We start from the raw sequence: 25225 nt of genomic DNA on the forward strand, positions 1-25225 counted from the left end.
CAACCATTCATGTCACGCTTCAATGGTTGCGAAGTGAAACCAACTCTACCGAGGGGCGCATGTGCTGACCAGACCCGTCATCGTGTTGTTCTCGCTCGCCAGTGGCCTCGCGGTGGCCACCATCTACTTCTCACAGCCGCTGCTCGACACGATCGGCGCGCAATTCTCCATGCCCACAGCACACCTCGGCATCGTGCTGACACTCACCCAGATCGGGTACGCCATCGGCCTGCTGCTGGTCGTACCCCTGGGGGATATCGTCGACCAACGCCGGCTCATCATCGGGCAAACCGTCCTGCTCAGTGTCGCGCTGGGCGCCACCGCAATATCGCCGAACGCGTGGACATTCCTGGCCAGTGTCACCGCGCTGGGCACACTCGCCGTGGTGACGCAGGTGATGGTCACCTACACCGCCGTGCATGCCGCCCCGGAGCGCCGGGGATGGGCAGTCGGGGTGGTGACCGGCGGGATCATCAGCGGAATTCTCTTGGCACGCACAGTATCCGGCGCACTATCCGACCTCTTCGGCTGGCGCTCGGTTTACGTGGCAGCCGCCCTCGCTACGGTCGCCACGGCCGCACTGTTGCAACGCACCCTGCCGCCATCCACGCGTCCGCACCCCAGGCTGCCCTACCGCCGGCTGCTGCTCTCAACAATGCGGCTGTTGCGCAGTGAGCCGGTGCTGCGCTCTCGGGCCATCCTCGCAATGCTCATCTTCGCCGCCATCACCGTGCTCTTGACACCCATGGTGTTACCACTCACCGCTGCGCCGTATCGCCTGTCACATACCGAAGTCGGGCTGTTCCGCGGGCGCACTGGGTGCCTTCAAGGCCGGGTCATGGTGCGACAGGGGCTGGGCAAGCCGGGTGACCGGCGCGGGCCTGTCGTTGATGCTCGCGGCGTGGGCATTCGCGGCCACCCTGCGCTGGACGCTGCTCGGGCTCGCCATAGCGGTCGTGATCATCGACTTCGGCCTGCAGTCGGTGCACGTGGCGAACCAAAGCCTCATCTATCGGCTGGAGACCGAACTTCATGGTCGTCTCACCGCCGCCTACATGACGTTCTATTCCATCGGCAGCGCTATCGGCGCCATCGCGTCGACGTGGATGTACTCCGCCCACGGATGGGCCGGAGTCTGTCTGCTCGGTGCCACCATCAACGTTGGCGCACTTGCCTACTGGATCGGAAGCAGCACCAGCTCCGGTGCGGCGTCCGCCGCGGACACCGACAGCCGTTGCCGTGACAGCGCCGGCCACGCCTGTACCGCACAGAACGGTGCGCACTGATCCTGCCCGGCATGCGTTCCGACGTGCACACAACACTGCGTGAGCCGCTCCTCGATCATCGTCGACATGTCCATGAACGGCTTGACCGTAATCCGCACTATTCGCTGTCCGAGCATGCGGCGCAGCTTTGCCCGGCGTCCCGGTAGTGCCGTCGCCGCAAGGGTCATCAACGTCGAGATTCCCAAATCGCAACTATCGCAAATGGTTTTCCATACATCGCCGATTGTGGGATGCGATAAGGACGACTGTTCGGAAAGCAGACCCATCAGCCACTCCTTGACCGCCAACCGAAGCTGCTGCGGGACCTCCTGATCTGCGATGCGATTGGATACCAATCCCAGATTCTCTTTCAGACGATCGGGTCCGATGAGGGCAGTCAGCGACCGCCATACTCCCGCATCGTCACGCAACATGTATCCCACCGAACAACAGTGCGGGTGCGAACACGGCAGCGCCGTCAAGTCACGCCAGGTGACGAGGTCGCCGGTCTGTGCGCCAAGGCGTTTCAGCACACCGGTGTGGGTGAGCCGCTGCATGGGATCGATCGCGTGGGCCCGGCCCGACCCGAACTGGGGCTGAATCGATACGCCACCCACGTACGGCGTATCGAGGGCGAGCCGGATGACCGCACCGATATCCGTGTCATTGACCCCGAGCGCCGCGGTCATGACCAATGTCGTGATGATCTCACTGTCGGAGAGACGCTGCACCGCCTCGGCTTTGATCCTCGTCAGATCACCACCTCGGTGATGCCGTGACGCGTCGACCGACGGGCCGTCGTACTGCAGGTAGACCTCCACGCGTTCACGGTGGCGTGCCAGCAGGCCCAGCAATGCATCATCTCGGGCGATGAGAACGCCGTTGGTGTTGATCAAGATCCGGGTGATGGGCCGACTCATCAACTCATCGAGCAGCCGGCCTAGATCCGGGTAGACGGTGGGCTCACCGCCGCTGAGCATCAGGACATCCAGCCGGCCGTTCTCGCGGGCCAAGCGCTGATCCACATTGGCGAGCACGCGCTGCACCGGCACCACACCGTGCAGATCCGGTGACGAATCGGCGAAGCAGGTCGGGCAACGCAGATTACACGCTTCGGTGATGTCGGCCAACAGAATGCAGGTGTGCTGGGTCTGCATCTCGGGCAGCCCACGCAGATACGCCATCGGGATGGGATCGAAATTGCCGGGTACATCCGGAACATGCACCTTGGTTGGGGCGGTCCACTCCTCCAGGTACTCAAGGATCTCGGCATCCTCGTCGTAGAGCGTGCGCACCAATCCGTGCACCCGGCAAGCCCGTTCGAGCCACACCCGATCATCACGATGCGCGAGCCAACCCGAAAGCCGCTCCACCTCCGCAAGCGGACGCTCCGGGTTCACCTCATGACACAACGGGCAGAAAGCGTTGACGTACCGCAGGATCCGATCCACGCGCAGCCCCATACCAGCCACGTCTACTCCAACCCTTCCAGCATCGAAATGCAGCCCACGATGAACCCCGTCATGATCGCCACCGTCGCCCACCCGATCATGAATCCGATTCCCAACCCCCGAACCCAGCCACGCCCCCAAACGGTCAATCCCAGACCACCTCCCAAACCGATGACCGACATCAGGATGGCCAGCGTGATCGCCCTGGTATCAGGCGAGAATCCCCCGCTCATCGCGTTCTCCAGGACCAGAAAAGTCCCGAACGTCATCACCCAGAAGACGAAGATCCCGACGAATGTCATCCCCACCACCGCACCACCGCCCGGCTTCGGCGGGGCCTGACGGTACGGGTAGTACCCCGGCGGATACTGCGGATAACCCGGCGGCGGTGGGTATCCGGCGGGTCCGTACGGATAGGGGCCGTACGGGTACTGCGGCGGTTGCTCGCCCTCCGGCGGCGGCTGCGGCGGGACGGTCATTGGTACAGCACCGGATTGAGCCCTGTACAGAATCCGACGGTGAGCATGGACACCAACGCCCAGCCGACCATCAGACCCACCCCCCAGCCGCGCTTATCGCGATCACCCTTCCTGGTGAGCACGCCACCCACGCCGAAGGCCACCGCGATGCCCACCACAGCGACAAAGCCGGGCACAATCTCGAAGCCGGCGCCAGACCTGTCGGCCAGCGACCCACCGATCATCAGCGCGAGGAACCCGAACACGGCATTGCCAAAAATGAACGAGAGTGCGCCCGCAACCATCGTCGCCCCGTTGATGCCGGGTTTGGGCTGTTCCGGTGGGTAACTCATGCCCGCACCGCCCCGGAAAGGCGCCTACGGAAGATCCCGTCGTAGTATCCGCCGCGATATCCGCGCCACAGCCGCCAGACCGCCAGTGTCATTCCCACCAGCAGAACCCATTGCGGCCGAGTGAGATTCAGCCATACCGTCTCGTTGGCGCGGGTGAACTCAACGAAGAATCGGAACACCGCATACGCGGACACGTAGAGCACGAAGAGCTCGCCGGGATGCGTCACACGTGAACGCAGCCACCACCACAGCACCGCGAAAGCCACCAACTGGAAGGCGATCTCGTAGAGGAAGGACGGATGCATGGCCGCGCCGGTCAGGCATCCCGGGCAGTTCGGCCGCGATGCCGGAGCATGCACACCCCAGGGCAGCGAGGTCGGCCGCCCCGGAGCCTCGGTGAGGTGACACCCGATCCGGCCCACGGCCATACCCAACGCCACCGCGGGCGCGAACAGGTCACCGGTCTTGGCCGGGTATCCGATGAGTCGCTTGGCCACCAAGACACCGACGTACGCCCCCAACAGCCCGCCGATGATGCTGCGCGATCCGAACATCCACGCCTCGACCAGGCTCGGATTGTGTGCCGGATTGAGGTGTTCCAGCCAGCCCGACAGCCGCATCCCGATCGCACCGCCGACCAGCGCGCCCGTGACCGCGATCAGCGACTGCTCGGCGGGAGCGCCCCGGCGGCGCGCTTCACAGGCGAAAACGACAGCGGCGACCAGCACGCCGAGCCCCACGAAGAGCCCGTGCACGCCGATTCCCAGCCCCATCGGCTCACTGTACGAGCCATCACCGCAGTGCAACGCTCGATTACCGGAAGTTACAGAGCGCAGCCCACCAGCACCGGCTCGGGAACCAGCCGCACCCCGAAGGCATCCATGACTCCATCGCGGACGGTCCGGGCCAGCCCCAGCAAGTCAGCGGTGCTCCCACCTCCGCGATGCGTCAGTGCCAGTGCATGTTTCGTCGACACCCGCACCGCCGACCGTTCGTCCGGATAACCCTTGACGAATCCGGCCCGCTCCACCAGCCAACCCGCCGAGAGCTTCACCCCGTCCGGGGCCGGATACTGCGGAAACGCGGTATCGGGCCCCAACCGTTCACGCACGCGTGCCCGAATTGCCTCCAAATCCCCCTCAGCCACAACAGGGTTGGTGAAGAATGACCCGACACTCCAGGTGTCGTGGTCGGAGTCGTCGAGCACCATGCCCTTACGCCGACGCAGGCCCAGCACCGCCTCGCGCACCGCCGACGCGTCGATACGCTCACCCGGCTCCGCCCCGAGCTCCTTGGCAAGCTCCGGGTACCGGATCGGCGAGCTCAGTCCATCGGTGGACAACCCGAACTCGACCTCCAGCACCACGCGCGCGTCGGTGCCCTTGAGAATGCTGGTGCGATAGCCGAACCCCAGCTCGCCGGGCTCGTACCAGCGCACCTGGCCGGTCGCCCGGTCCAGCACCCGAACCCTGCGCAGCAGCGAAGCCACCTCGACGCCATAGGCTCCGACATTCTGTACCGGCGTGGCACCGGCGGTTCCCGGGATTCCCGAGAGACATTCCAGTCCACCCAGACCGGCCCGCAACGACAGCGCCACCAACTCGTCCCAGTTGGTCCCCGCATCCGCACGCAGTAGCGGCCCATCCACCTCAACACCGGCCGTGGCGATGTGCACCACGGTGAGGTCCGGAAGATCGTCGGCCAAAACCACGTTCGAGCCGCCCGCCAGCAGCAGGGTGGGCTGGCCATCGAGCGCGGCCAGTGTGCCCGTCAACTGTGCTGTGCTCTCGCACCGAATGAGCGTGGCGGCCACCGGCCCCAGCCGCAACGTCGTCAGCGAGGCGAGCGGGGCATCGTCAGCGACAACAGCGCCAAGATCCTCGATCTGCGCGCGCGTTGCTCGTGCCAACCTCACGGGCCGTAACGGTAGCCTTGCCACCCATGGCCCGCTCATTTGACCTGTCAGTGGAGTACTCGGCAACCGTCGAGCAAGTTCACGCGGCCTTCGCCGACAAGGCCTACTGGAACGAGCGTCTGGCCGGTTCCGGCGCAGATACCGCAACCCTGGATTCCCTGAAATCCGAGAACGGCGCCCTCGAGATCGTCACCACCCAGGTGTTGCGCAGCGACCGGCTGCCCGGCATCGTCTCGCAGTTTCACCGAGGTGACCTGCAGATCGTCCGCACCGAGAAATGGGGTGCCATCGTAGACGGCACATCCGAGGGCACCGTGGTGGGCTCGATCCCGGGCGCACCCGTCACCCTGTCGGGCACCGCGCGGTTACAGCCGGGAGCCAAGGGTTCACGACTTGATCTGAAGGTCGGCGTCGAAGTCAAGATCCCCCTGGTAGGCGGCAAAATCGAGGGCTTCGTCGGCGGAAAGCTCATGGACCTGCTCTCTGCGGAACAGCGATTCACCTCCGAATGGATCGCCACCCACGGCTAACCTGGGTCCGATGTCCAGGCGTTCGGTCTTCACGGTGAATTTTCCGGCTCCGGCCGAGAAGATCTATCAGGACTTTGCCAGCCGGGACTACTGGGAAACCTTGATGTCGGCGTACGGATGGCTCACCCCTTTCTCCGAGATTCACACCCACACCGTGACCGATCGCGGTATCGACGTGGTGCTCAAGCAGAATCTGCCCCGCATCTATCTGCCACCGATCGCGCAGAAGGTGATGCTCACCGACATGGTGATCACCCGCGTGCAGCATTTCGAGCCGTTTGATCAAAGCAAGGGATCCTCGCTGGGCAGCTACGGCGCCTCGGTTCCCGCCGGACCGGGCTCCTTCGCCGGAGTGTGCAGGCTCTCCGATACCGATCACGGTTCTCAGCTGAGACTCTCCAGCACGTGCAAGGTGTACATCCCGTTCGTCGGAGGCAGGCTCGAAGATCTGATCCTGTACCACGTGAACGACCTGTTCCGGGTGGAGGAAGGCTTCATCACCGACTGGATCTCGAAGCACCACTAGGCCGCGACGCGGGGTGTCAGTAGTCCGATTCGACGGCGAGCAGCTCGGCGAGAAACGCGTCATCGGCCGGCCTGGCCAGTCGGGAGCGGGCGAAAGCCCGCACCCGCTCGCGTAACCCGCTCGACTCACCCGCGCCCCCGGCGCCCACGCTCACTCGCATCGCCGACCAGTCGGCATTCCAGGCCAGCACCTCGTCGGCGGGGCGTCCCTGAGCGTCGAATATCGGTAGCACCGCGCCGCCGTCGGCGTCCAGCACGCCGGCCGCATGAAACACATCGCAGCGCAATGAGACCGGAATACCTTCGGGCGATTCCGGGCCGGATATCGCCGCGTGCACCCTGGCGCTCACCGTCGCATCCTCGGCGACGAGAACCCAGCTGAGATTCTGCTCGGCCGCGTCGAAAGTCCCCGGCGGCACGTCCGACCAGGGGATCGTCACGCTGCCGAGGGCGATCGCACCGGAAAGCCGGGACTCGCCACCGAGGCCGGCGGCCAGCGCATAGTCCTCGCGCCGCGCGACACCGATGTCCTGTGACTCCCACCGGAGCCCCATCTCATCGGCCAGTTCGCGACACCGTGCCGCGAGGGCATCCACTCGCGAGTCGCGATAAGAACCCAGTGCCGCGCCATGTGGTGCCAACAGCCCACCGACATCGGCGTCCAAGGTGTCGTCGGTGAAGTAATCCTCGGCCGCCGCGGTCAGCACCGCGAGCTCGGCGTCAAGCACCGACCGGTCGAGTACGGCGATGCCGTCACGGCGACTGGCCGGCCACCATCGCCGGAGCCAATGACCCAATGCCAACCGCCGCAGGGCATCTGCAGACCCCGGCAGCATCGAGACCGACGGTAGCTCGATCACCGTCGTGGGATCACGATCGCGCAGCGCCTCGACGACCGCGACATGTCCGGCCTCGCCGAGGACCCTCCACATCCAGTCGGCCCGGTCCGCGTCCGTGAAGCTGATCACCGGCGGGTCCGAAGGTGCTTCGATCGGCCACGACAACACCGCACCGCTGACCTCGAGAACGGCCACCGCCGGAACCGGTGCAGGCGCAGGACCTGTTGTCCACAAACCTGATTCATTGATCAGCTTCATCCGGCGACCTGCAATTCCAGCATGGCCTTTATCCGCTGCCGGTGGTCCAGGCTCACCGAGCGTGCCACCCCTTCCAGCAGCGACCGGAGATCATCGACGTCACCGCAGGATTCCTGCCAGACATCGCGACCGTGCAACCGGGCCCATAACCTGCTCAGGTAGGGCCGCGCGAATGCAGCCAGGTCGTCGATGACCTGACGCTGTCGAGGATGGATGGCGTCACCGGCGGCAAGGTAACGCCGTGCATGCATGACGTAGGCCTCTTTCGCCAGCCGAGCCTGGACGCGTCCGGACAACTCATAGCGCGTCGCCACCGAATCGCCCAGTGGCCGAAGGTCCGTCGCCACCTCGACACCGGCAAGCAGGGCGGCCTGCTTGTCTTCGCTCAGCAGACCCCATGGGGCGCAGGCTCGGTCGACCTCCTCGGCACACAGCAATGGAACGTCGGGCAGCTCTTCGCGGTCCAGCGCCCGGCGCAGCGTGGCCCGTACCCGATCAACAACACTGCGATCCATCGGACGGTCGCCTTCGCGGTCTCCATCGATGGCCGGAGGCCGTTGCGGTTCAGTGGAACTCAACCCGATGTCGACAATGGACCACGGCAGGGCGGCAGCGTCTCCATGCGCGCTCGCACCCAGGTTGTATGGGGTGGCATCGGCGATCAGGGCCGTCCACACCCGTTGGCGCGCCGACATCTCACGATGACTGTCGGCCGCGCCGAGCACCGTGGTGAGGCCCGTGAAGAACGGTCCCGTGATGCTGTCGTCCGGCCGCACATCGCGCCAGCTCCGATCCCGTAACCTGGCGAGCCGGGCCACCACATCCGGATCCTCGACATGGCGGTTGAGCACCTCGATCGCTGTCCGGTCCCGGTCGCGATGCAGGTCGTGCAGAACCTCCGTCGCGGTGTGCCGATCCGCAACCTGCGGAACACCTTTGGTGACAGCCAATTCGAAACACACCGGGAAGTACAGCTCTTGAGCGTTACCGGTGGTGATGCGCTGCCGGCGCCGCTCGGACTTGAGCATGACGAACCAGTCTGCGGTGGCCAGCAACTGCGGTCCATGCCCCACGATCAAGGCATGCATGGCCGCGGCCACGTCCGGGCCCAGCACCGGAGCGGAAAAGGCCGCATTGCTGCGCAACCGCAACACCAGCGGATCCAGGATCCGTTTCACGGTCCGGCGCAGCGGCCCGCCATCGTCAGCGCTGAGCACTTCGACGCCGGAGCCGATCGCACGCCAGGCCCGGTCGATCACGGCACGCCGCGGCACCGCCGACTGCACCGCGACGGCGGCCTCGGATGTTGCCGACCCGATGCTCACCGTCACAAGGGTAATCGTTGTCCGCCGACCGAAAGTTGGGTTCGGTAGCAGCCGGGCGGGCCGACGCTATCGACATGAGCACAGGACTGTTTCCCACCATTGCCAGGGTCTTCGGTGGATGCGCCGCGTTGCTGTCCGGTCACCGGAACACGTCGGCGCACCCGGACGAAGAGGCCGACGAACGGCTCGTCACCATCGAGGAATTCGCCGCCGAATTCGACCACTTGCTGATCCGCAAGCGGCTGTTGACAGGGGCGCAGCGCGCGGTGATCGACAAGGGCACCCGCTCCCGCGGAGTCGTCACCGGCATGAATGCCACCGGCGCGGGCCGTGAGATGCAACTGGACCTCATGGTGACGCGGCCGGACGGCGGCCAGTTCCCGGCACGCGAGACGGCGCTGATACCTGCGGCCACGCTCCCGAAGATGGCGCCCGGCAGCGTCGTCGACGCGTACTACCGGCCGGGTGACCACAGCATCATCGCGGTCCGGGTGCACGCCGGCTGATTCAGCGAGCACCGTCGACGGCGAAACTGACCACAGCCGCCCAATGCAGCGGGCTCGCCGCACGGTCGCCGTCACGCCAGCGCCGCAGCTGAGCTCGCTGCCAACGATTCACCGCACGACCGGCATCCTCTTCGCAGTGCGCACGGTCCACCTCCACTACCGTGTCGGTCATGGGATCTGTTGCGTGCGAGGAGAACTGGCTGTAGGCCGCTGCTGTCGGCAGCGACCACAGGGTGGCGGTCACCAACTCCGCCCCACCCAGGATCATCGCAGCGGCAAGCCCCGTCGCCTCATCAAAGCGGTAATCGCCGCCAGACGAACAGGCCAACAGCGCGACTCGCGGCGGGATCGAAAGCCGCGCGGCCATCATGTCGGCCGCGGTCAGCGGTCGCTCCTCGGCCAGATGCAGAGCCGCCCGCTCGGCGTGGCCGACGGCGCCCTCCGCCGCGCTGGCATGGCCGACGTACAGCATTCTGGACGGGCGCTGCGCACACATCTCGGCAAACCGGTGACGGTCGATATCGGTCCGGCGGAACAGATCCACGGGCGCGCCGACCGCGGGCAGCACTCGGTGCGCGTCCATCAGTGTGCCGAAATGGCGGGTCAATGCTGCCTCCGGCGAAGGACGGCCCAGCACCGAGCCCAACGTCGAATCCGGTCGCTGCCCGGGAATTCGCGGGTCGAGCAGCAGCACCGCGGGACCGTTGTGGCGATCGCGCCACCGTGCCGGCTGCCGTGGCGCATGCACGATGTTGGGCGGTACCGCCATCAGAACATCGACCAGCTCCATCAGCCGGAAACCATCTGCATCCGGTACGGCCAACTGCCCCCAGGGCACCCGGGCCAACCGTGGACTGGGTGTCACAAACAGCACCGCACGCGGAGATGACACGGACTCGGACAACAGCTTCCAGCCGTCAGCGGCCACCAACTGGGAACCTAACGCGCGCGCCAGGTCTAGTTCGGCATCAGGCTTTGCAAAAGCCCCCGCGGTCAGGGCCCGCTCGATGGCCACGAGCGCAGTCTCGGACTCAGACGGATCCGGTAGCGCGGAAAAGAGCGCGCCGCAGGCAGTTTCCAGGGCCTGCTGCTCGATGACCCAGGTGACCGTACGGGAGGGATCTCCCACCACGCGCAGGCTCGCGTAGGTGGCGATGCCGAGATCGGCGAATCGCAGAACCAAGGTGTCGGTCACGGCCAGGTCGACCATTCGTCATCGGCGGCGGTGACCTCGCGGCCATACCGCTGCCAGGCCAATTCTCGATAGCTGCTCATGATCTGATCACCGGCGGGATCCATCCGCATCGGTGGCAGCGGCCCGAGGCGGGTGAGCCCACCATCCGCCTGCACCGGCGGAGCCGCGGCCACCAGCGCCAGATCGCCCTCGACGGGAACCGCCGCGGTGGCCGTCGCGGCCCAGGCACCGGGAGACGAACCTGCCCGATTCTCGCCCAGCTCAGCAGTGAAAGCCCCTCGGGCACTGTGATATTCAATCAACTCGGTGAGTAGAACGGCATTGTCCCATTCCTTGGCCACCGCGAAGGCGCCCGCCAGTAACGGCGCCGACACACACCTGGCCCAGCGCATCCGCGCGCCCGCATCGGGGATGGCGTAGCGCACCGCGTCGACGGCCAGCGCCGCAGGCACCTTCAGATCCGCGGCCTGTTGAAGCTTGGACATCGCACGCCGGTAGTCAGGACCCTCCGCATCACCGGGAACCGTGCCGCTAGCGGGGTCAAGACCAAGATCGGCAAGCGCGTCGGCGCGCCAGATGTTGCCCAGCTGATCGTCGAGCCGGGCGTACTGCAGCCAGCTGTGCCGCGGGTACGAGTCCAGTAGTTCCCGGGCCTGCGCCACCTTCTCGACTGCCGCGGAGAAGTCACCACGGAGAATGGAAATCCAGCTGCGCTGCAGCAGGATTCGATGAATGTGCAGTGGCTTTTCAATTTCGCGCCAATGCCGCTCGGCATGCCCCCAGCATTCGTCGGCCTCGTCCAACGCTCCCATCCGGAATCTGATCAAGCCGAAGTACAGCCAGCTACGGGACACATCGTGCGCCCGGACGTGCTCGGCAATCACCGGGTATGCCTGGTGAACCAACGTCTGGGTTTCGGCGATATCGCCGTCCGACCACCGCGCCGCGGCACGCTCCAACTGCGCGCGGGCAGCGGCCAACTGCCAGTCCCGCGCGCCGGCGCGCGCCTCGGCGCGCCGCAGCCACGGCTGCGCCTCATCAAGCCGGCCGGTCTCGACGCAGAAACGGCCATACGACAACGCTCCGTTGACAAACAGATGATCGGACTCGGGGTCGCCCGCATCCGCGTACGCCTCGAGCTGATCGAGGAGTACAGCCCATATCGGCACCGAGTCCGCGTACATGTCGTCGTCGCACAAACCCCTGGCCATCAAAATTCTGGCGTAGCAGATCAGGCCGCGTTGTTCGATGGCCAAGTCCTCGAAGTCCCCGGGCGTCTCGATCAGTGTGTCCAGACTCGCCGCCGCACCGTCGTGATCACCGTTGGCCGCCGCCAATCCGGCGGCGAGGAATGCGACGCGCCGGGTGTAGCGACAGATCAGGCGGTCAACCTCCACCTCGGACATGGTGACCCGCGCGGCCAGATCGGGCCGCCGCCCCGACCGGATTTCCGCGTAGGAGGACAGACACTCACGGATCCGCCGGATACCTTCCGTCACGCCGTCGTAGGCGGTGCGCACCAGATAGACCTCGGCAAGCTGCGCCAACACCTCGCATGCCAGATCATCGCGGTCGGTCTCCTCGGCCTGGGCCAGCAGTGACAACAGGATCTCCTTGGCGGCCTCTTCCTTGGCCGCCAGCGCCAGGTGACGCGCCCGCTCCAGGTCACCGATGATCGTCACCTCCGAATAGTAAAAAGCGGCGGGCGTGCTGTGCACGCCCGCCGCAGTCGAGATGTCAGCCGCAGCTCACCTTGATGGTGAACGGCTTGGTGATCATCCCGGCCATCGGGTTCTTGACGTCGGCACCAGACGCTTCGCCCGTGATGGTGTAGGTCTTCCCGTCGACCTTGACATCGGCCGAACCGACGCTGGCGCCCATACCGCTGCTCACCGCGAGCGCGGCACCGTCGTACACCAATCCCAGCGACTGCACCTTGGGCGGCGTCTCGTCGGTCATCACCACACCCAGACCCTGCTGGCCGTTGACGGCGCCACTGGCCACGTTGATCTTGCCGCCCTGCTTGACGCACGTCACCGACTTGAGGTCGAGGCCGGCCAGGTCCTTGCCGTCCACCTTGACCTCGGCATTGCTGCCCGAGCTGACCTGCGATCCACCCGGCTTGTCGGTCGAGCAGCCCACCACCACCGCACCGGCGGCGAGAAGTCCCATGGCACCCACGATCACTCGATTCATCATCTGTCCCTTCATCGTCCGTCGCCCCAATGGCTCCGTCATGGCTCAAGTGAAGGCGGGCCCATCCGCTACCGATCCCAAGAAATCCCGATTACCGCAGGCAGCAGCCGTCCAGGCACCATGGAGACGTGGCACCCTCCCCCACCACCCGCCCTGGGTCCTCTCCCACCACCCGCCCTGGGTCTTCTCCCACCACCCGCCCACAGGGGGCCATCACCCGTGGCACCACCGGGATCAACCGGCTGCGCCGCAGTGACCGCTGGCTGGTCCATCACCCCGAGGTGCAGGCGGTGCTAGCCGGTGCCGCCGACCCCCTGGTGGTCGATCTGGGATACGGCGCCATGCCCACCACCACCCTGGAGCTGGCCTCACGGCTGCGGACGGTTCGCAAGGATGTCCGGGTGGTGGGGCTGGAGATCGATCCGGCACGGGTGGTTCCCCCGCGTGACGGGGTCCATTTCGGTCTCGGCGGATTCGAGTTGGCAGGCCACACACCGGTTCTGGTGCGCGCCTTCAACGTGTTGCGCCAGTATCCGGAATCGGAGGTGGCGCAGGCCTGGACCACGATGGCGGCGCGGCTGGCGCCCGGCGGGCTCATCATCGAGGGCACCTGCGACGAGCTCGGCCGACGCTGCGCCTGGCTACTGCTCGACGCATCCGGACCACGAACACTCACTCTGGCCTGCGATCCCTTCGATATCGACAAGCCGTCCGATCTGGCCGAGCGACTACCGAAAGCCCTTATTCACCAAAATGTTCCGGGCCAGCCCATCCACGATCTACTCGCCGCGGCCGACCGCTGTTGGGCGTCGGCAGCACCGCACGGCGCGTTCGGCCCCCGAGTCCGTTGGCGAATGATGTTGAAATCACTGCGCGACAACGGTTTTCCTGTCGAGCCACAACGCCGAAAGGTTCGTGATTGCATCTTGACGGCACCGTGGGCAGCCGTCGCGCCACTGGCCTAGGCTTGGGGGCATGCGGATAGTGTTGGCGCAGATCACCAGCAGCGCCGATCCCACCGAGAACCTGGCCACCGTCGCGGCCAGGGTGCGTGACGCCGCCGACCAGGGCGCCACCCTGGTCGTCTTCCCGGAAGCCACCATGTGCCGATTCGGTGTACCCCTGCGCCCCGTCGCGCAGCCGGTGAACGGCCCGTGGGCAGACGGCGTCCGCACGATCGCGCAGGAGGCGGGACTGACCGTCGTCGTCGGGATGTTCACCCCTGCCTCGGACGGCCGCGTCCACAACACGCTGCTGGCCACCGGCCCCGGCGTGGACACCCACTACGACAAGATCCATCTCTACGACGCGTTCGGTTTCCGCGAATCGGCGACCGTCGCACCCGGGAACAGCCCGGTGCTCATCACGGTCGACGGCGTGACCGTGGGGCTGACCACGTGCTACGACATCCGCTTCCCCGCCCTCTACACCGACCTGGCACGACGCGGCGCGCACGTGATCACGGTCAGCGCCTCCTGGGCCGCCGGGACCGGAAAATGGGATCAGTGGACGCTGCTGGCACGGGCGCGGGCGGCCGATTCGACATGCTTCATCGCCGCATCCGACCAAGCCCTGCCCGCGCTGGAGGCACCTGCCAGCGGTTCACCGACGGGGATCGGCGGCAGTCTGCTCGCTTCACCCACCGGTGAACTCATCGCACAGGCAGGTCCGGAACCGGAGCTCATCGTCGCGGACTTGAACCTGGACGCGGTTACCGAGACCCGCAAGATCTTGCCGGTCCTTAACCCGTCCTCAGTCGAATAGGGCACAATCGCGCGGGTGACGACACCGCCTCAGCCGCCGCTCGGCCCACCTGGATCGACACCTCCCGAGCCTTCGCCGTGGCAACCGCCGTCCCAGCAGGTTCCGCCCGCGCGGCCAGAGCAGGTTCCGCCCCCGCTGCCAGAGCAGCCGCCAACCCTGCAGAGCCCGGTGACTCCGCCGCCGGTCGAACCCCCACCCTCAGAGGCGCCGCCGCAGCCCGCCGAGCCCGAGAAGGGTCGCGACTACAGATCGCTGGTACTCATCGCGGTCATCGTCGTCGCCGTGTTCGTGGCTGCCGTCCTCGGTATCGAGCTCTACGCGCGCCAGCGGACCAGCAGTGAGGTGAACGCCGCCACCTCGTGCCTGGTGCAGGACGGCGCGACCGCGTCGTTCGGCCCGATGCCGCTCGTCGTGCAATACCTCGGCAATCACATCGACAAGCTCACCATCAAGACCGCGGGCAACCAGATCGCGCAGGCCAAGAAGATGTCCGTCGCCATCACGGTGCGTGACATCTCGCTGAAGAAGACGGCCGACTCGCTCGGCACGATCGGTCGCCTCGACGTGGAAGTGTCCTGGCCGACCGCTGGCATCACCGAGAGCGCCCGTGACCTCGTGCCGGGAATGCTCGGCTCGTTGGTGGGCGATGCCACCACCAACGAATCCACCGGTGAGGTGACGCTGAGCGCTGCCGGAGGGCTGGCCCAGATCACCACCAAGCCGGTCATCAAGGACGGCATGGTGACGCTGCAGTCCGAGAACGTCTCCGCGTTTATCGGGCTGCCGCGCGAGATCATCCAGCCGGCGCTCGACACCTTCTCGAAGGGACTCGTCGGCGGCCAATACCCGATGGGGCTCAAGGCCCAAGAGGTCAAGGTCACCAACGACGGCATCACGGTGAAACTGTCGAGCACCAATCAGCCGATGAAGCCGGTCGAGAACCCCTGCCTGCAGAACCTGTCGTTCTAGTGCAGAAATCCGTCCAAGACGGCGCGGCTACTCGATAGACCGAGCCGGGTTGCGCCGGCCTGGAGCATGGCCGCGGCATCCTGCGCCGTGCGGATACCGCCACTCGCCTTGACCTCGAGCCGGCCGCCGACCGTCTCGGCCATGATCCGCACGGCCTCCACCGAGGCTCCACCTGCCGGGTGAAATCCGGTGGAGGTCTTCACGAAATCAGCGCCGGCGGCCTCACTCACCCGGCTTGCCTGGCGGACCGCCTCGGCACCGGCGTATTCCAGCAGCGCCGCGGATTCGATGATGACCTTGAGGGTCGCCGACGGGATCGCACGCCGGACTGCCTCGATATCGGCCTGTACCGCGGCGAAATCGCCTGCCACCGCGGCGCCCACGTCGATCACCATGTCGATCTCCGTTGCACCGGCGGCCGCGGCAAGGGCCGCCTCATGCGCCTTGATGGACGAAAGATGTTTTCCCGACGGAAATCCCACGACCGCCGCAACAATCAGCCCGGGAGCCTCCACCGGCAACATCGAGGGCGAAACGCATACGGCGAGCACTCCGAGATCGGTGGCCTCGGCGATGAGGGCTTGCACGTCCTCAGGCGTCGCTTCGGGTTTGAGCAAGGTGTGGTCGATGCGTGCGGCCACCTCCCTGCGCGTGGGCCAAACCGCCGGTGTGCCTACCGAATCCGTCATGGGCGTAGCGTCCCATACATGACCTCCCAGCATGAGCGTGCGGTCGTGTTCGCTGCCCTTCACCAGTCCGGGACGTTCGTGGTGCCCAACCCGTGGGATGCCGGATCGGCCCGGATCCTCACCGGTTATGGATTCCCCGCGCTGGCCACGACCAGTGCCGGGTTGGCCTTCTCCCTCGGCCGGCGGGACGGCGCCAATCTGGTCAGCCAGGCCGAGACGCTGGCCAACGCCTCCCACATCGCGGCGGCCACGCATCTGCCGGTCTCGGCAGACTTGGAGAACGGCGGCGCCACCATCGGAGACATCGCCATGACCATCCGCGAAGCGGCGGCCTCGGGGTTGGTCGGCGGGTCCATCGAGGACGCCACCGGGATTCCGGACGCCCCGATCTTCCCGCTGGCCGAGGCGGTGGACCGCATCACGGCGGCAGCGCACACGGTGCGCGATCTCCCCTTTCCGTTCACGCTCACGGCCCGTGCCGAGAACTTCCTGTACGACCGAGCAGACCTGACCGACACCATCACACGACTGCAGGCGTATGCCGCTGCCGGTGCCGATGTGGTGTACGCGCCGGGCCTGCCGAGCGCAGACGCGGTCCGCGCGGTGTGTGCTGAGGTGGATCGCCCGGTCAATCTGCTGGCCGCCGGATTCGTGCTCAACCATTCGGTCGACGAGATCGCCCAGTGGGGCGTGCGCCGGATCAGCCTCGGGTCCGCGATGGCACGCGCGGCACTCGGGGCGTTTGTCGACGGGGCACGGGAGATCGCCCAGCACGGCACCTTCGCATTCGCGAATCGGGCCATCCCCTATACACAAGCCAACGCCCTGTTTCCGTAAACCTTCCGGTGCACCTACTTCTTGCCCAGGCCACGCCGCGTCTCCAATTGGGTAGCCTATCCTTATATTCATGGAACGTCCCTGGCCAGTGCTGTACCGCCACGTCGCGCCCGACCCCTCGGTGCCCGCACCTCCGGAACCGAAGCTCGTGAGCCCATTCGGTGTCAGGCTTGTGGACCCGGATAGCGATGACACAGCGCTGATCGCCCGCTGGATGCGTCAGCCGGCGCTGATAAACGGCTGGGAGCAGGACTGGCCGGATGAGCGCTGGTACGACCAGCTCAAGGCCCAGGTTGAGAGCACCTATTCGCACCCCTACCTGGTGCTGTTCCGGGACGAACCCGTGGGCTACCTCGAGTTTTATCGGGCAGCTCAGGATTCAATCGGCGAAAAGTACGCCGCCGACCCATACGACCTGGGAATACACGGCGCCATCGCCAATCAGGCCATGGCCAGTAAGGGCTTCATGGTCATGATCCTGCCCAAGCTCATCAAGAGCTTCTTCGAGCTGGAGCCGCAATGTAAGCGGATCATGTTCGACCCCGAATATCAGAATGTCGAGACCCGCAGGGTCTTTGAGCACATCGGCTGCACGTTCCTGGGCGAGCACCAGATGCCCAACCGCCGGATGGCGCTGTACACCACACCCCGTACCCCGGAGGATGTACCGCGCCCGCTGGCCTAGACGCCCAGCGAGCGGTAGCCCTCGATATCGGGTTTCAGGGTGGCGGCGACGAACTCCCAGAGCGTCTCATCGGTACCGCCGCCCACCCGGGCCAGTTTCATATCGCGCCACCAGCGACCGACCGGGGTCTCATCGGTGAGGTATCCCGAGCCGCCAAAGATGTGCAGGCACTCGGAGAGCACCTCTTCACCGAGTCGAGCGGCGGTGACCTTCGCCGCGGCAGCGGTACGCAGGTTCATCTGCCCCGTCGCCGCAATACCCTCCAGTGAATAACGCATCATGTCGACACGGGACTGCAGATCGGCGACGCGCAGGCGCAGCGCCTGGTGCCCCAGCAGAGTGCTGCCGAACTGCACCCGATCTGCCATCCGCGCGATGGTGATCCCAAGAGCCTTCTCGCAGAGCGCCACTACCTGAGCCGCGATGCCGAGCCGCTCATGCGACAGACCCCAGCTGATCGCCGCGAGCCCCGCGCCGGGACGAGCGATCAGCGCGTCGGCAGGAACCCACGTGTCGATATCGATCGGTGCGGTGTCGAGCGGCCCCGCACTGAGCTTCCGGTACCGCTCATGCACCACCACCTGGGCGGTTGGCACCAACAACAACATGACATTGCCCGACTTGGCGGCGGCATCTCCGTCGGCCCCACGGGCGACGACGACGATGTGATCCGAGATCGGACCCAGCGAGACGAATTTCTTGCTGCCCCGCACGTGGTAACCGCCGTCGACGCTGTGGACCAGGGTCTCCGAAATCTGAAGATCAGAGCCACCCGCCTCTTCGGAGGCACCGATGCACAACACCGCCTCACCGCGGATCGCCTGCTCGGTGATCTCACGCAGATAATCGGTCCTACCGAATCGGCGCAGGATGGAAATCGCTGAGTCGTGCAGGCTCGCGCCGATGCTGATTCCGATCGAACCGAGCCCACCCAGCGCGAAACCCAACGAGACCAGCTTGGCGACATCGGGCAGCGCCCCGGACGACCACTTGTCGGCCAGCACACCGGTGCTTCCGAAGCGTTCGATCAGCGCACGGGGGAATCGCTCGGTCCTCTCGGCTTCGTCGACCCACGCCGTCACCTCGTCGTCGATGACGGAACTCAGTAGCGCGCGGAAACCTTCGGTAGATAGCGGAGCCACCGTCTGGTTCTCCTGGTCCGCCAGGGTCATCGCAGGCCTCCACCGGTCTCGATAAGACGCTTGACCTCCAGACGGCGCAGCTTTCCCGACGTGGTGATCGGCAGATCACCCGGCGGCACGAACACGACCTCGGAGGGCACGACCCCGCAATCGGCGGTGACGCGCTGTACTACCTGCCTACGTGCCGCATCGAAGTCGGTGCCTTTGTACTCGACGGCCAGCGCAAGCCTGGGGCGCATACCGCCTTCGTCGAGTCCGACTGCGGCAACTCGGCCCGCTCGCACGCCTTCGACCGACGCGGCAGCCCGTTCGACGTCGATGGGGTACACATTGCGCCCGGCAAGAACGATGAGCTCTTTGAACCGGCCGACGATGACCAGGTCGCCGTCGTGGAAGTAGCCAAGGTCACCGGTGTTGAACCAGTCGTTCCTGTCGATAGCCGGGTTGCCCAGATATCCGTTCATCATGCAGGCGCCCTTGATTTCGACCTGCCCGACGTCTCTACCGCTGATCGCCGGCACGTCGCGCTCAGCAGGCACCACCCGAACCTCCATGCCGTCGAACGCCGATCCGACCAATGCGTACCTGCGGGGTGCCTGACCGCCATCCGGAGTGGCGACGAGCACGTCGTCGGATCGGGCCCCCACACCGGGCCGGGTCATGGTTACGACACACGTCCCTTCCGCCAGACCCCAGGCCGCGACCGACGCACCCGGGGAGAAACCATGGGGGGTGGCCGCTGTGAGGAAGCGCTCGAAACCATCGCAGTTGATCAGCTCGGCCGCACTGACGGCCGCGCGCAGCTTGCCGAGGTCGACTCCACGGTCGATCTTGTCGACGTACCGGCCGATGATGTCGTATGCGAAATTCGGCGCCATCAGATATGTGGCACCGCTCTCGGTGAGCCAGTCCAGCCACCTGATCGGCGAGGCCGCGAAAGCGCTGTTCGGCGCTAACCAAAGCGGCATGCCCGTCCAGAACGAGGCGAGCAGCGTAATGAGGCCCATATCGTGGTACAGGGGCAACCAGCTGCAGGTCAGGTCTTCCCCGGTCAACTCGGCACGACGCACCATGGCGCTGACGTTGCTCATGACGGCTCCCCGGGAGAGGACAGCGGTCTTGGGCGTGCCGGTGGAGCCTGAAGAGTTCTGGAGGACGGCAGGCGTGGTCTCGTCACCGGTCTGTACCGGTGTGAACCCCTGCGGCCGGGGTCGCGCCCCGATCTGCGCCACATCCTCGATCCGGATGCTGGACTCCACCGCTCGCAGCTGTTCCAGCTCCCGACCGTTGCTGTAGATCGTGCGCACACCGATCGCCGCGCAGCGCTCCAAGGTTGTGTGCGCCCAGCGGTCCAGATCGGCCCCGCGCACCAGACCGGGGAAGAACGAAACGCTCGTGCCGGCCAACCAGGCACCCTGCACGCCGGCCACCAAGTCAACGGTGGGACTGCCGATCAGACCCAGCGCTCCCACAGGTCCGTGTGCGTTGTCGAGTAGGTCGACGGCGACGGTCTCCGCGCGCGCATGCACCTCGGCCCACGGGAACCGATGCCATTCCCGCGTCGCGCCGTCCATGACCACCAAATCGGCGGACGAGGTAAGCATCGCCTGGGAAACTTTCTCCGCCAATGCATTCCCCTGCACTGCAGGCACGTTCGTTGTGGAACTGGTCATGGCCCTCTCGCCTTTCTTCGTTCTGCGAACTTCTACTCGGCGAGCGCGTTGGTTGCGGGTGAGGTGGCGGCCTGCCCTGCCGAGACGATGTCGACAAGGTCGCCGAAGGAATCGCACACGAGTAGCTGATCTTCGGTAAGAGTGACGCCGAACTGCTCCTCGATGAGGACGAGGCCCAGCGCGAATCCCACCGAGTCGAGTCCCAGATCATCGATCAACAACTTGTCGCGGGTAATCTCATTCGCGCTGACCGCGAGCTCTCCACGCAAGATCTTCTCGAGTTTCTCGGCAACTTCAGTCGACATGGCTGCTCTCCTTGGGGCTCAATACAGGTGGGCGCGAGGGCTCCAGCGCTCCGCAGCACCGACTATACAACTGGCATTAGGTAAGCCAAACCTACTATCCCAGAGGGTCTCACGGGTGGCTACGGGGCAGACGCGCGGCCGGGACAGCGATGAGTAATGCGCAGCCATGGTGAGCATCCGCGTGGTTTCCCGAGTCGGCGACGGAATTGCCCATGTGAAGCTGCAAGCGGTGCTGCATGGGTCCGATACGCGATTAGCCCGCCGGAATCAGTCCCACGACACCGCTGCACATCTGCCGGAAGTTGACGATCCCGAAGATGCTGCCGCCGGGGACCAATTGGCATCCCGCGCGCCCACCGGTCATCGGGCCGCTGCCGCCACCGCCACATTCCGGCCAGGCGCCAAGACCTTGCGACTGCAAAACGCTCTCGGCCACGGCAATCTGCTGTTCACGGGAAGCGTCGGCGGGATTGCCCACACCGCCATGAGATGCCCACGTGGACGGCTTGAATTGCAGGCCACCATAGAAACCATTACCGGTATTTGCCGACCAGTTTCCACCGGATTCGCATTCGGCAATCGCGTCCCAATTCACAGAGTCGGCCGACGCGACGCTCGCGGTCATGGACAGCGACATCGCAAACAGCACATTCATGATCAGACACACCGCACGCCTGTCGCGTACCCATCGTGCCCGGTCCATGACGACCTTCATGTCACTGCACCCCGATCCTCTGCGCCCGGAGAGATCACGTGATGCGTGATGTACCACCTGCCAATCCGGTCGTGATCAGATTGTGATCACTGTTGTAATCGTTACTCACGAGGTGTGCGTTACGCAAGCGGAGAATGGTAAGAAAAGTTGCCATTGGGCTGTCTGAGACTTTAGTGAATTCTTACTTCCACCAATAACACCGAGATAAACCACCGGTCTCGGGTGAATTACACATATGTAATTCACCGCCGCAATTGATTCACGTCACACTGCAATTTGCTTACCTTTACGCGGCGCGCCATGAAGCCCCCGCCGGAGCGGCGAATCGTAGTGCCGGGACCCGGCGCGGAGGGACCTAGATCTCAGGTCCACCGGGGTTGCACTGAGACACCGTCATCAGTGCCTCGTCCACCTGCGGCCGCCAGGGCTCCAGGTTCCAGCTCGGCTTGTTCGGAATGAACACCCGCCCGTACCAATGGCAGTCGAATTGCATTCGCATACCCGGCGATTGCGCGTCGGGGGCCAGTGCGAGGACCTCGGCCCAGGCGATATCGGCACCATCGGGCGCCTCGTAGGTGCGCCCCAGCGGCGTTGGATAGACACGCAGTGTGCGACCCAAAGATGTTGCACCCCATGACACGTGGTCAATGAGCACGGGATCGGCAGCAGCCACGGGTACCACATTCGCGGCCAACAGCACGGCCGTCACGACCAGCGCCGCGACCGCACGCATTACCGCGACTTGCCCTGCACCTCAAGCACACGGGGCCGAACATCCACGAAGTACACCCCGGCGGCCACCGCGGCGATCCCGGCGGTCAGCAGCTCCAACCCCGGAATCAGGGTGAGCACGGCCGCTCCGGCAAGAATGACTATCCAGGTGGTCTTGGTCTGCTTTTCTGCGGCCACGAACGCATCCGCCGGCTGAATCGCCGCATGGACCAGCGCGACGATCGCCGCGACAAGAGCGACGAGGGAAATCAGCGCGAAGACATGAAAAGTGAAAGCCACCCGATCAGCCTACGTGGCTGATCGGGTGGCTGTCGGAGCTGGAACTGTCCTACTTCTGGGTGATGGTGCGGGTCGCAGCCTTCTTGGCCGGAGCCTTCTTGGCGGGCGCGGCCTTCTTGGCAGCAGCCTTGACCGGGGCGGCCTTCTTGGCCGGAGCGGCCTTCTTGGCCGGAGCCTTCTTCGCGGGCGCGGCCTTTGTGGCCGGAGCGGCCTTGCTCGACAGGTCGATGCCGACCAGCTTGGCGGCACGCTCGCCGACGGCGCGGGTCTGGCTGGCCACCGTGCCCAGCGCCTGCTCGGTCAGCTCGGCGTAGTTGCCGACCAGACCCTCGGCGCGAGTCACGTTCTCCTCGATGCCGGGGGTGCTGCGAATACGCTCGATGGCCTCTTCGCCACGCTCGGCGAGGTTGTTGTAGATGTCGGTCGCCACCTGCAGGTAGGCCTCGGCGACCTTGCGCAGCTCTTCGGGCGTGAACCGGTCGCGCAGCTCGTTGACGTCGGTGGGCAGCTCGGCCGACAGCTCGCGCAGCCGGTCGCGGGTCTCGTCCACGCGGGCACCGGCCTCAGAGGCGGCTTCCTCGGCGCGCTCGCGCAGCTTGACGACCACATCGGCGACGGCGGCCAGGGCAAGGTCACCAGCGCCGACGGCTACGTAGAACGGGGTTTTCAGGTCGTCGAACGAGGTGTTCTTCTTGGTCATGCCAGATTCCTTTCGGGGATGGGGAAAGTTATTCAGTTGTCGCCAGGAGACTCGGGGTCGGATTGAGCCAGATCCGCATTTGCTTCGGCGTTTTGCTGAACGAATGAGCTGTAGACGTCCAACAACACCTGCTTCTGCCGCTCGGTGATGAAGGTATCGGCAATGATGGCGTCCCGTACCGGGCTGGCATCACTACGATCCAAAATGCCCGCACGCACGTATAACACCTCCGCCGAAACCCTTAGCGCCTTTGCGATTTGATTGAGCACCTCGGCCGACGGACGGCGCAGTCCGCGTTCGATCTGACTGAGGTACGGGTTACTCACGCCGGCCTTCTCGGCCAGCTGACGCACGGAGACCTGCGCAGCCTCACGCTGTGCGCGGATGAAGCCTCCGATATCGGAAGCGGCGTTGCTCACAGCGGTGGCGAGGTCTGATTCCTGCGACATAAGAACCACGGTAAGCTGCAGTGCTAGCTATTGCAAGCACTTCTGTTAGCAATGTGGGCCAAGTCACTCCCGGACGGGAATGCCGGGTCAGGGCCTTTTTAGAAGAGCACCTGCGCCACGGTGTAGATCACCAAACCTGCCAGCGAACCCACCACTGTGCCGTTGATACGAATGAACTGCAGGTCACGCCCGACATGCAATTCGATCCGGCGACTGGCCTCCTCGGCGTCCCATCGCTCGATCGTTTCGGTGATGACGGCCGTTATCTCCGCACCGTACTGATCCACCAGATGCCGGGCCGCACGCTCGACCCAACCGTCCACCTTGTCGCGCACGGACTCGTCGTCGCGCAGCGTCTCCCCGATCCGCACCACGGTGTCAGCGATCCGGGTGCGTAGCTCGCTGGAGGGATCATCCACCGACTCGGTGATCATCTTCTTGGCGGCGGACCAGGCGGTGGCGGCGGCGTTCTGGACTTCCGCGCGTGCCATCAATCGAGCCTTGATCGCTTCGGCCTTGGCGATGGTCAGGTCGTCGTGCTGCAGGTCGTCGGCGAAGTCGTACAACAGCCTGTTCACGGATTGACGCAGGTCGTGGTCGGGATTGCGACGCACCTTATCCGTGAAGTCGACCAGCTCGCGGTAGATGCGGTCACCCACGAAGTGGTCGACGAATTTGGGGGTCCAGCTGGGCGAGTCACGCACCACCACTCGATCAATGGTGTCGCTGGCACCCAATGCCCACTCGAAGGCCCGATCGCACAGCAGCTGGATGACCGGCGCGTGGCGGTCCTCCTTGAGCACCGTCGAGAGCACGCGTCCCACCGGCGGCCCCCATTTGGGTTCGGCGATCCGGCGCACGATCACGCTGTCGATGGTCTGCTGCACATCCTCGTCGCGCAGCATCTGCGCACCGACCCGAAGCACCGTCGAGGCTTCGGCCGCGACGCGCTCGGCATGCGACCGGTCGCTCATCCATTTACCCAGCCGTCCCGCGATCTGCGCATCGCGCACCTTTGCGGTGATAACGGCCGGCGACATGAAGTTCTCCCGGACGAAGTTCCCGAGCCCCTCGCCCAGCTGATCCTTCTTGCGTTTGATGATCGCGGTGTGCGGGATTTTTAGCCCAAGCGGGTGCCGGAACAATGCGGTTACAGCAAACCAGTCGGCAAGCGCGCCGACCATACCCGCCTCTGCGGCCGCTCCGACATAACCGACCCAACCCGGTGCGCCCACCGACTGCCACCAACGGCACGCCAGAAACAACACGGTGGCCCCGACCAGGAATCCCGTGGCCACGGCTTTCATTCGGCGAAGCTGTTTCCGGCGCTCCTCGTCGACGGCTGAATTGCCCATCGCGAAGACGCCGCCGGATGGTTTCCGCGTGCGCGGCTGATCGCTGTGCTTGCCTGCCACGCCTCCATCATCCGGTATCGAGCGCGTTACGCATCCCCGAGGGGGCCGTCAAGTA

28 protein-coding genes and 1 pseudogene are annotated in these 25225 nt (G+C 65.4%); 9 read left to right on the forward strand and 20 right to left on the reverse strand.

Annotated elements, in window-relative coordinates:
• Nucleotides 1–61 precede the first annotated feature (61 nt).
• A pseudogene (locus MSTE_RS20875) lies at nucleotides 62–1181 on the forward strand (MFS transporter); the annotation flags it as partial.
• On the opposite strand, the gene MSTE_RS20880 reads toward MSTE_RS20875, so the two are convergent.
• Genes MSTE_RS20880 through MSTE_RS20900 form a run of 5 tightly spaced genes read right to left on the reverse strand, consistent with a single transcriptional unit; the run spans nucleotide 1175 to nucleotide 5442 of the window.
• Nucleotides 1175–2728, reverse strand: coding sequence for a radical SAM protein (locus MSTE_RS20880; RefSeq protein WP_096504080.1), 1554 nt, complete (start codon nucleotides 2726–2728; stop codon nucleotides 1175–1177). The pseudogene MSTE_RS20875 and the gene MSTE_RS20880 sit on opposite strands and share 7 nt — an antisense overlap.
• A gap of 11 nt (nucleotides 2729–2739) precedes the next feature.
• Entirely contained in the window at nucleotides 2740–3195 is a 456-nt protein-coding gene (locus MSTE_RS20885; protein ID WP_096504082.1) for a hypothetical protein, read from the reverse strand.
• Nucleotides 3192–3527 (reverse strand): hypothetical protein, encoded by a 336-nt coding sequence (locus MSTE_RS20890; protein WP_096504084.1) that lies wholly within the window; start codon nucleotides 3525–3527, stop codon nucleotides 3192–3194. Before MSTE_RS20890 ends, MSTE_RS20885 begins: the two co-directional genes overlap by 4 nt.
• Nucleotides 3524–4300, reverse strand: a complete 777-nt coding sequence (locus MSTE_RS20895) for a prolipoprotein diacylglyceryl transferase (protein ID WP_096504086.1) — start codon at nucleotides 4298–4300, stop codon at nucleotides 3524–3526. The genes MSTE_RS20890 and MSTE_RS20895 overlap by 4 nt, the downstream gene beginning before the upstream one ends.
• Nucleotides 4301–4350: 50 nt before the next feature.
• The gene (locus tag MSTE_RS20900; protein ID WP_096504088.1) at nucleotides 4351–5442 is read right to left on the reverse strand and encodes a UDP-N-acetylmuramate dehydrogenase; all 1092 of its coding nucleotides are present in this window, start codon (nucleotides 5440–5442) and stop codon (nucleotides 4351–4353) included.
• A gap of 26 nt (nucleotides 5443–5468) precedes the next feature.
• Between MSTE_RS20900 and MSTE_RS20905 the strand changes: the two genes are divergently transcribed.
• Both MSTE_RS20905 and MSTE_RS20910 read left to right on the forward strand, forming a co-directional pair.
• The gene (locus MSTE_RS20905; protein ID WP_096504090.1) at nucleotides 5469–5972 is read left to right on the forward strand and encodes a DUF2505 domain-containing protein; all 504 of its coding nucleotides are present in this window, start codon (nucleotides 5469–5471) and stop codon (nucleotides 5970–5972) included.
• Nucleotides 5973–5982: 10 nt separating this feature from the next.
• Complete coding sequence (locus tag MSTE_RS20910; protein ID WP_096504092.1) at nucleotides 5983–6498, forward strand: DUF2505 domain-containing protein; 516 nt, start codon at nucleotides 5983–5985, stop codon at nucleotides 6496–6498.
• A 16-nt stretch (nucleotides 6499–6514) separates the two neighbouring features.
• On the opposite strand, the gene MSTE_RS20915 is transcribed toward MSTE_RS20910, so the two are convergent.
• On the reverse strand, nucleotides 6515–7594 hold the full coding sequence (locus MSTE_RS20915; RefSeq protein WP_096504094.1) for a hypothetical protein: 1080 nt from the start codon (nucleotides 7592–7594) through the stop codon (nucleotides 6515–6517).
• Nucleotides 7591–8919: a hypothetical protein gene (locus MSTE_RS20920; protein WP_096506185.1), complete on the reverse strand. Its 1329-nt coding sequence runs from the start codon at nucleotides 8917–8919 to the stop codon at nucleotides 7591–7593. Before MSTE_RS20920 ends, MSTE_RS20915 begins: the two co-directional genes overlap by 4 nt.
• Before the next feature lie 68 nt (nucleotides 8920–8987).
• On the opposite strand from MSTE_RS20920, the gene MSTE_RS20925 reads away from it, so the two are divergent.
• A complete protein-coding gene (locus MSTE_RS20925; protein WP_096506187.1) occupies nucleotides 8988–9425 on the forward strand; it encodes a hypothetical protein in 438 nt (145 codons plus the stop codon).
• 1 nt (nucleotide 9426) lies between these two features.
• Here MSTE_RS20925 and MSTE_RS20930 read toward each other — a convergent pair whose 3' ends face one another.
• From MSTE_RS20930 to MSTE_RS20940, 3 genes are read right to left on the reverse strand one after another with little or no spacing between them, the layout of a single operon-like run.
• Nucleotides 9427–10635, reverse strand: a complete 1209-nt coding sequence (locus tag MSTE_RS20930; protein ID WP_162291482.1) for a CHAT domain-containing protein — start codon at nucleotides 10633–10635, stop codon at nucleotides 9427–9429.
• Complete coding sequence (locus tag MSTE_RS20935) at nucleotides 10617–12302, reverse strand: hypothetical protein (protein WP_162291483.1); 1686 nt, start codon at nucleotides 12300–12302, stop codon at nucleotides 10617–10619. Before MSTE_RS20935 ends, MSTE_RS20930 begins: the two co-directional genes overlap by 19 nt.
• Before the next feature lie 55 nt (nucleotides 12303–12357).
• Nucleotides 12358–12816 carry a lipoprotein LpqH gene (locus MSTE_RS20940; RefSeq protein ID WP_162291703.1) on the reverse strand — a complete coding sequence of 153 codons (459 nt, stop codon included), beginning with the start codon at nucleotides 12814–12816 and terminating at the stop codon, nucleotides 12358–12360.
• A 212-nt stretch (nucleotides 12817–13028) separates the two neighbouring features.
• Between MSTE_RS20940 and MSTE_RS20945 the strand changes: the two genes are divergently transcribed.
• The 3 genes from MSTE_RS20945 to MSTE_RS20955 are packed head-to-tail and all read left to right on the forward strand — an operon-like array spanning nucleotide 13029 to nucleotide 15549.
• A complete protein-coding gene (locus MSTE_RS20945; protein ID WP_096506193.1) occupies nucleotides 13029–13781 on the forward strand; it encodes an SAM-dependent methyltransferase in 753 nt (250 codons plus the stop codon).
• Between the two features lie 10 nt (nucleotides 13782–13791).
• Entirely contained in the window at nucleotides 13792–14580 is a 789-nt protein-coding gene (locus MSTE_RS20950; RefSeq protein WP_096504098.1) for a carbon-nitrogen hydrolase family protein, read from the forward strand.
• 15 nt (nucleotides 14581–14595) lie between these two features.
• A complete protein-coding gene (locus MSTE_RS20955) occupies nucleotides 14596–15549 on the forward strand; it encodes an LmeA family phospholipid-binding protein (protein ID WP_096504100.1) in 954 nt (317 codons plus the stop codon).
• Here MSTE_RS20955 and deoC read toward each other — a convergent pair.
• Nucleotides 15546–16238 (reverse strand): deoxyribose-phosphate aldolase, encoded by a 693-nt coding sequence (deoC, locus tag MSTE_RS20960; protein ID WP_193442041.1) that lies wholly within the window; start codon nucleotides 16236–16238, stop codon nucleotides 15546–15548. The two genes, MSTE_RS20955 and deoC, sit on opposite strands and share 4 nt — an antisense overlap.
• Before the next feature lie 18 nt (nucleotides 16239–16256).
• On the opposite strand from deoC, the gene MSTE_RS20965 reads away from it, so the two are divergent.
• Nucleotides 16257–17075, forward strand: coding sequence for an isocitrate lyase/PEP mutase family protein (locus tag MSTE_RS20965; RefSeq protein WP_096504104.1), 819 nt, complete (start codon nucleotides 16257–16259; stop codon nucleotides 17073–17075).
• Nucleotides 17076–17145: 70 nt separating this feature from the next.
• The gene (locus MSTE_RS20970) at nucleotides 17146–17760 is read left to right on the forward strand and encodes a GNAT family N-acetyltransferase (protein ID WP_096504106.1); all 615 of its coding nucleotides are present in this window, start codon (nucleotides 17146–17148) and stop codon (nucleotides 17758–17760) included.
• Here MSTE_RS20970 and MSTE_RS20975 read toward each other — a convergent pair.
• From MSTE_RS20975 to MSTE_RS21015, 9 genes are all read right to left on the reverse strand, one after another.
• The gene (locus MSTE_RS20975; protein ID WP_096504108.1) at nucleotides 17757–18932 is read right to left on the reverse strand and encodes an acyl-CoA dehydrogenase family protein; all 1176 of its coding nucleotides are present in this window, start codon (nucleotides 18930–18932) and stop codon (nucleotides 17757–17759) included. The two genes, MSTE_RS20970 and MSTE_RS20975, sit on opposite strands and share 4 nt — an antisense overlap.
• Nucleotides 18929–20575 carry a long-chain-fatty acid--ACP ligase MbtM gene (mbtM, locus tag MSTE_RS20980; RefSeq protein WP_096504110.1) on the reverse strand — a complete coding sequence of 549 codons (1647 nt, stop codon included), beginning with the start codon at nucleotides 20573–20575 and terminating at the stop codon, nucleotides 18929–18931. The genes MSTE_RS20975 and mbtM overlap by 4 nt, the downstream gene beginning before the upstream one ends.
• A gap of 32 nt (nucleotides 20576–20607) precedes the next feature.
• On the reverse strand, nucleotides 20608–20880 hold the full coding sequence (locus MSTE_RS20985; RefSeq protein WP_096504112.1) for an acyl carrier protein: 273 nt from the start codon (nucleotides 20878–20880) through the stop codon (nucleotides 20608–20610).
• A 253-nt stretch (nucleotides 20881–21133) separates the two neighbouring features.
• The gene (locus MSTE_RS20990) at nucleotides 21134–21595 is read right to left on the reverse strand and encodes a transglycosylase family protein (RefSeq protein ID WP_030096401.1); all 462 of its coding nucleotides are present in this window, start codon (nucleotides 21593–21595) and stop codon (nucleotides 21134–21136) included.
• Nucleotides 21596–21950: 355 nt separating this feature from the next.
• Nucleotides 21951–22328, reverse strand: coding sequence for a DUF2599 domain-containing protein (locus tag MSTE_RS20995; protein WP_096504114.1), 378 nt, complete (start codon nucleotides 22326–22328; stop codon nucleotides 21951–21953).
• Complete coding sequence (locus MSTE_RS21000; protein WP_064409641.1) at nucleotides 22328–22606, reverse strand: DUF2516 family protein; 279 nt, start codon at nucleotides 22604–22606, stop codon at nucleotides 22328–22330. The genes MSTE_RS20995 and MSTE_RS21000 overlap by 1 nt, the downstream gene beginning before the upstream one ends.
• A 49-nt stretch (nucleotides 22607–22655) precedes the next feature.
• Nucleotides 22656–23306: a heparin-binding hemagglutinin gene (locus MSTE_RS21005; protein WP_096504116.1), complete on the reverse strand. Its 651-nt coding sequence runs from the start codon at nucleotides 23304–23306 to the stop codon at nucleotides 22656–22658.
• Nucleotides 23307–23338: 32 nt separating this feature from the next.
• Nucleotides 23339–23755 (reverse strand): helix-turn-helix domain-containing protein, encoded by a 417-nt coding sequence (locus MSTE_RS21010; protein ID WP_096504118.1) that lies wholly within the window; start codon nucleotides 23753–23755, stop codon nucleotides 23339–23341.
• Between the two features lie 98 nt (nucleotides 23756–23853).
• Complete coding sequence (locus MSTE_RS21015; RefSeq protein WP_096504120.1) at nucleotides 23854–25188, reverse strand: DUF445 domain-containing protein; 1335 nt, start codon at nucleotides 25186–25188, stop codon at nucleotides 23854–23856.
• Between the last annotated feature and the right edge of the window lie 37 nt (nucleotides 25189–25225).

The sequence above is a fragment of the [Mycobacterium] stephanolepidis genome (genome assembly GCF_002356335.1).
Lineage (GTDB): Bacteria > Actinomycetota > Actinomycetes > Mycobacteriales > Mycobacteriaceae > Mycobacterium > Mycobacterium stephanolepidis.

Coding starts and splice junctions, on each gene's coding strand:
- MSTE_RS20880 (WP_096504080.1), bottom strand. CDS start 2,728: ATGGGGCTGCGCGTGGATCGGATCCTGCGGTACGTCAACGCTTTCTGC.
- MSTE_RS20885 (WP_096504082.1), bottom strand. CDS start 3,195: ATGACCGTCCCGCCGCAGCCGCCGCCGGAGGGCGAGCAACCGCCGCAG.
- MSTE_RS20890 (WP_096504084.1), bottom strand. CDS start 3,527: ATGAGTTACCCACCGGAACAGCCCAAACCCGGCATCAACGGGGCGACG.
- MSTE_RS20895 (WP_096504086.1), bottom strand. CDS start 4,300: ATGGGGCTGGGAATCGGCGTGCACGGGCTCTTCGTGGGGCTCGGCGTG.
- MSTE_RS20905 (WP_096504090.1), top strand. CDS start 5,469: ATGGCCCGCTCATTTGACCTGTCAGTGGAGTACTCGGCAACCGTCGAG.
- MSTE_RS20910 (WP_096504092.1), top strand. CDS start 5,983: ATGTCCAGGCGTTCGGTCTTCACGGTGAATTTTCCGGCTCCGGCCGAG.
- MSTE_RS20915 (WP_096504094.1), bottom strand. CDS start 7,594: ATGAAGCTGATCAATGAATCAGGTTTGTGGACAACAGGTCCTGCGCCT.
- MSTE_RS20930 (WP_162291482.1), bottom strand. CDS start 10,635: ATGGTCGACCTGGCCGTGACCGACACCTTGGTTCTGCGATTCGCCGAT.
- MSTE_RS20940 (WP_162291703.1), bottom strand. CDS start 12,816: ATGAATCGAGTGATCGTGGGTGCCATGGGACTTCTCGCCGCCGGTGCG.
- MSTE_RS20950 (WP_096504098.1), top strand. CDS start 13,792: ATGCGGATAGTGTTGGCGCAGATCACCAGCAGCGCCGATCCCACCGAG.
- deoC (WP_193442041.1), bottom strand. CDS start 16,238: ATGACGGATTCGGTAGGCACACCGGCGGTTTGGCCCACGCGCAGGGAG.
- MSTE_RS20965 (WP_096504104.1), top strand. CDS start 16,257: ATGACCTCCCAGCATGAGCGTGCGGTCGTGTTCGCTGCCCTTCACCAG.
- MSTE_RS20970 (WP_096504106.1), top strand. CDS start 17,146: ATGGAACGTCCCTGGCCAGTGCTGTACCGCCACGTCGCGCCCGACCCC.
- MSTE_RS20975 (WP_096504108.1), bottom strand. CDS start 18,932: ATGACCCTGGCGGACCAGGAGAACCAGACGGTGGCTCCGCTATCTACC.
- mbtM (WP_096504110.1), bottom strand. CDS start 20,575: ATGACCAGTTCCACAACGAACGTGCCTGCAGTGCAGGGGAATGCATTG.
- MSTE_RS20985 (WP_096504112.1), bottom strand. CDS start 20,880: ATGTCGACTGAAGTTGCCGAGAAACTCGAGAAGATCTTGCGTGGAGAG.
- MSTE_RS20990 (WP_030096401.1), bottom strand. CDS start 21,595: ATGAAGGTCGTCATGGACCGGGCACGATGGGTACGCGACAGGCGTGCG.
- MSTE_RS20995 (WP_096504114.1), bottom strand. CDS start 22,328: ATGCGTGCGGTCGCGGCGCTGGTCGTGACGGCCGTGCTGTTGGCCGCG.
- MSTE_RS21005 (WP_096504116.1), bottom strand. CDS start 23,306: ATGACCAAGAAGAACACCTCGTTCGACGACCTGAAAACCCCGTTCTAC.
- MSTE_RS21010 (WP_096504118.1), bottom strand. CDS start 23,755: ATGTCGCAGGAATCAGACCTCGCCACCGCTGTGAGCAACGCCGCTTCC.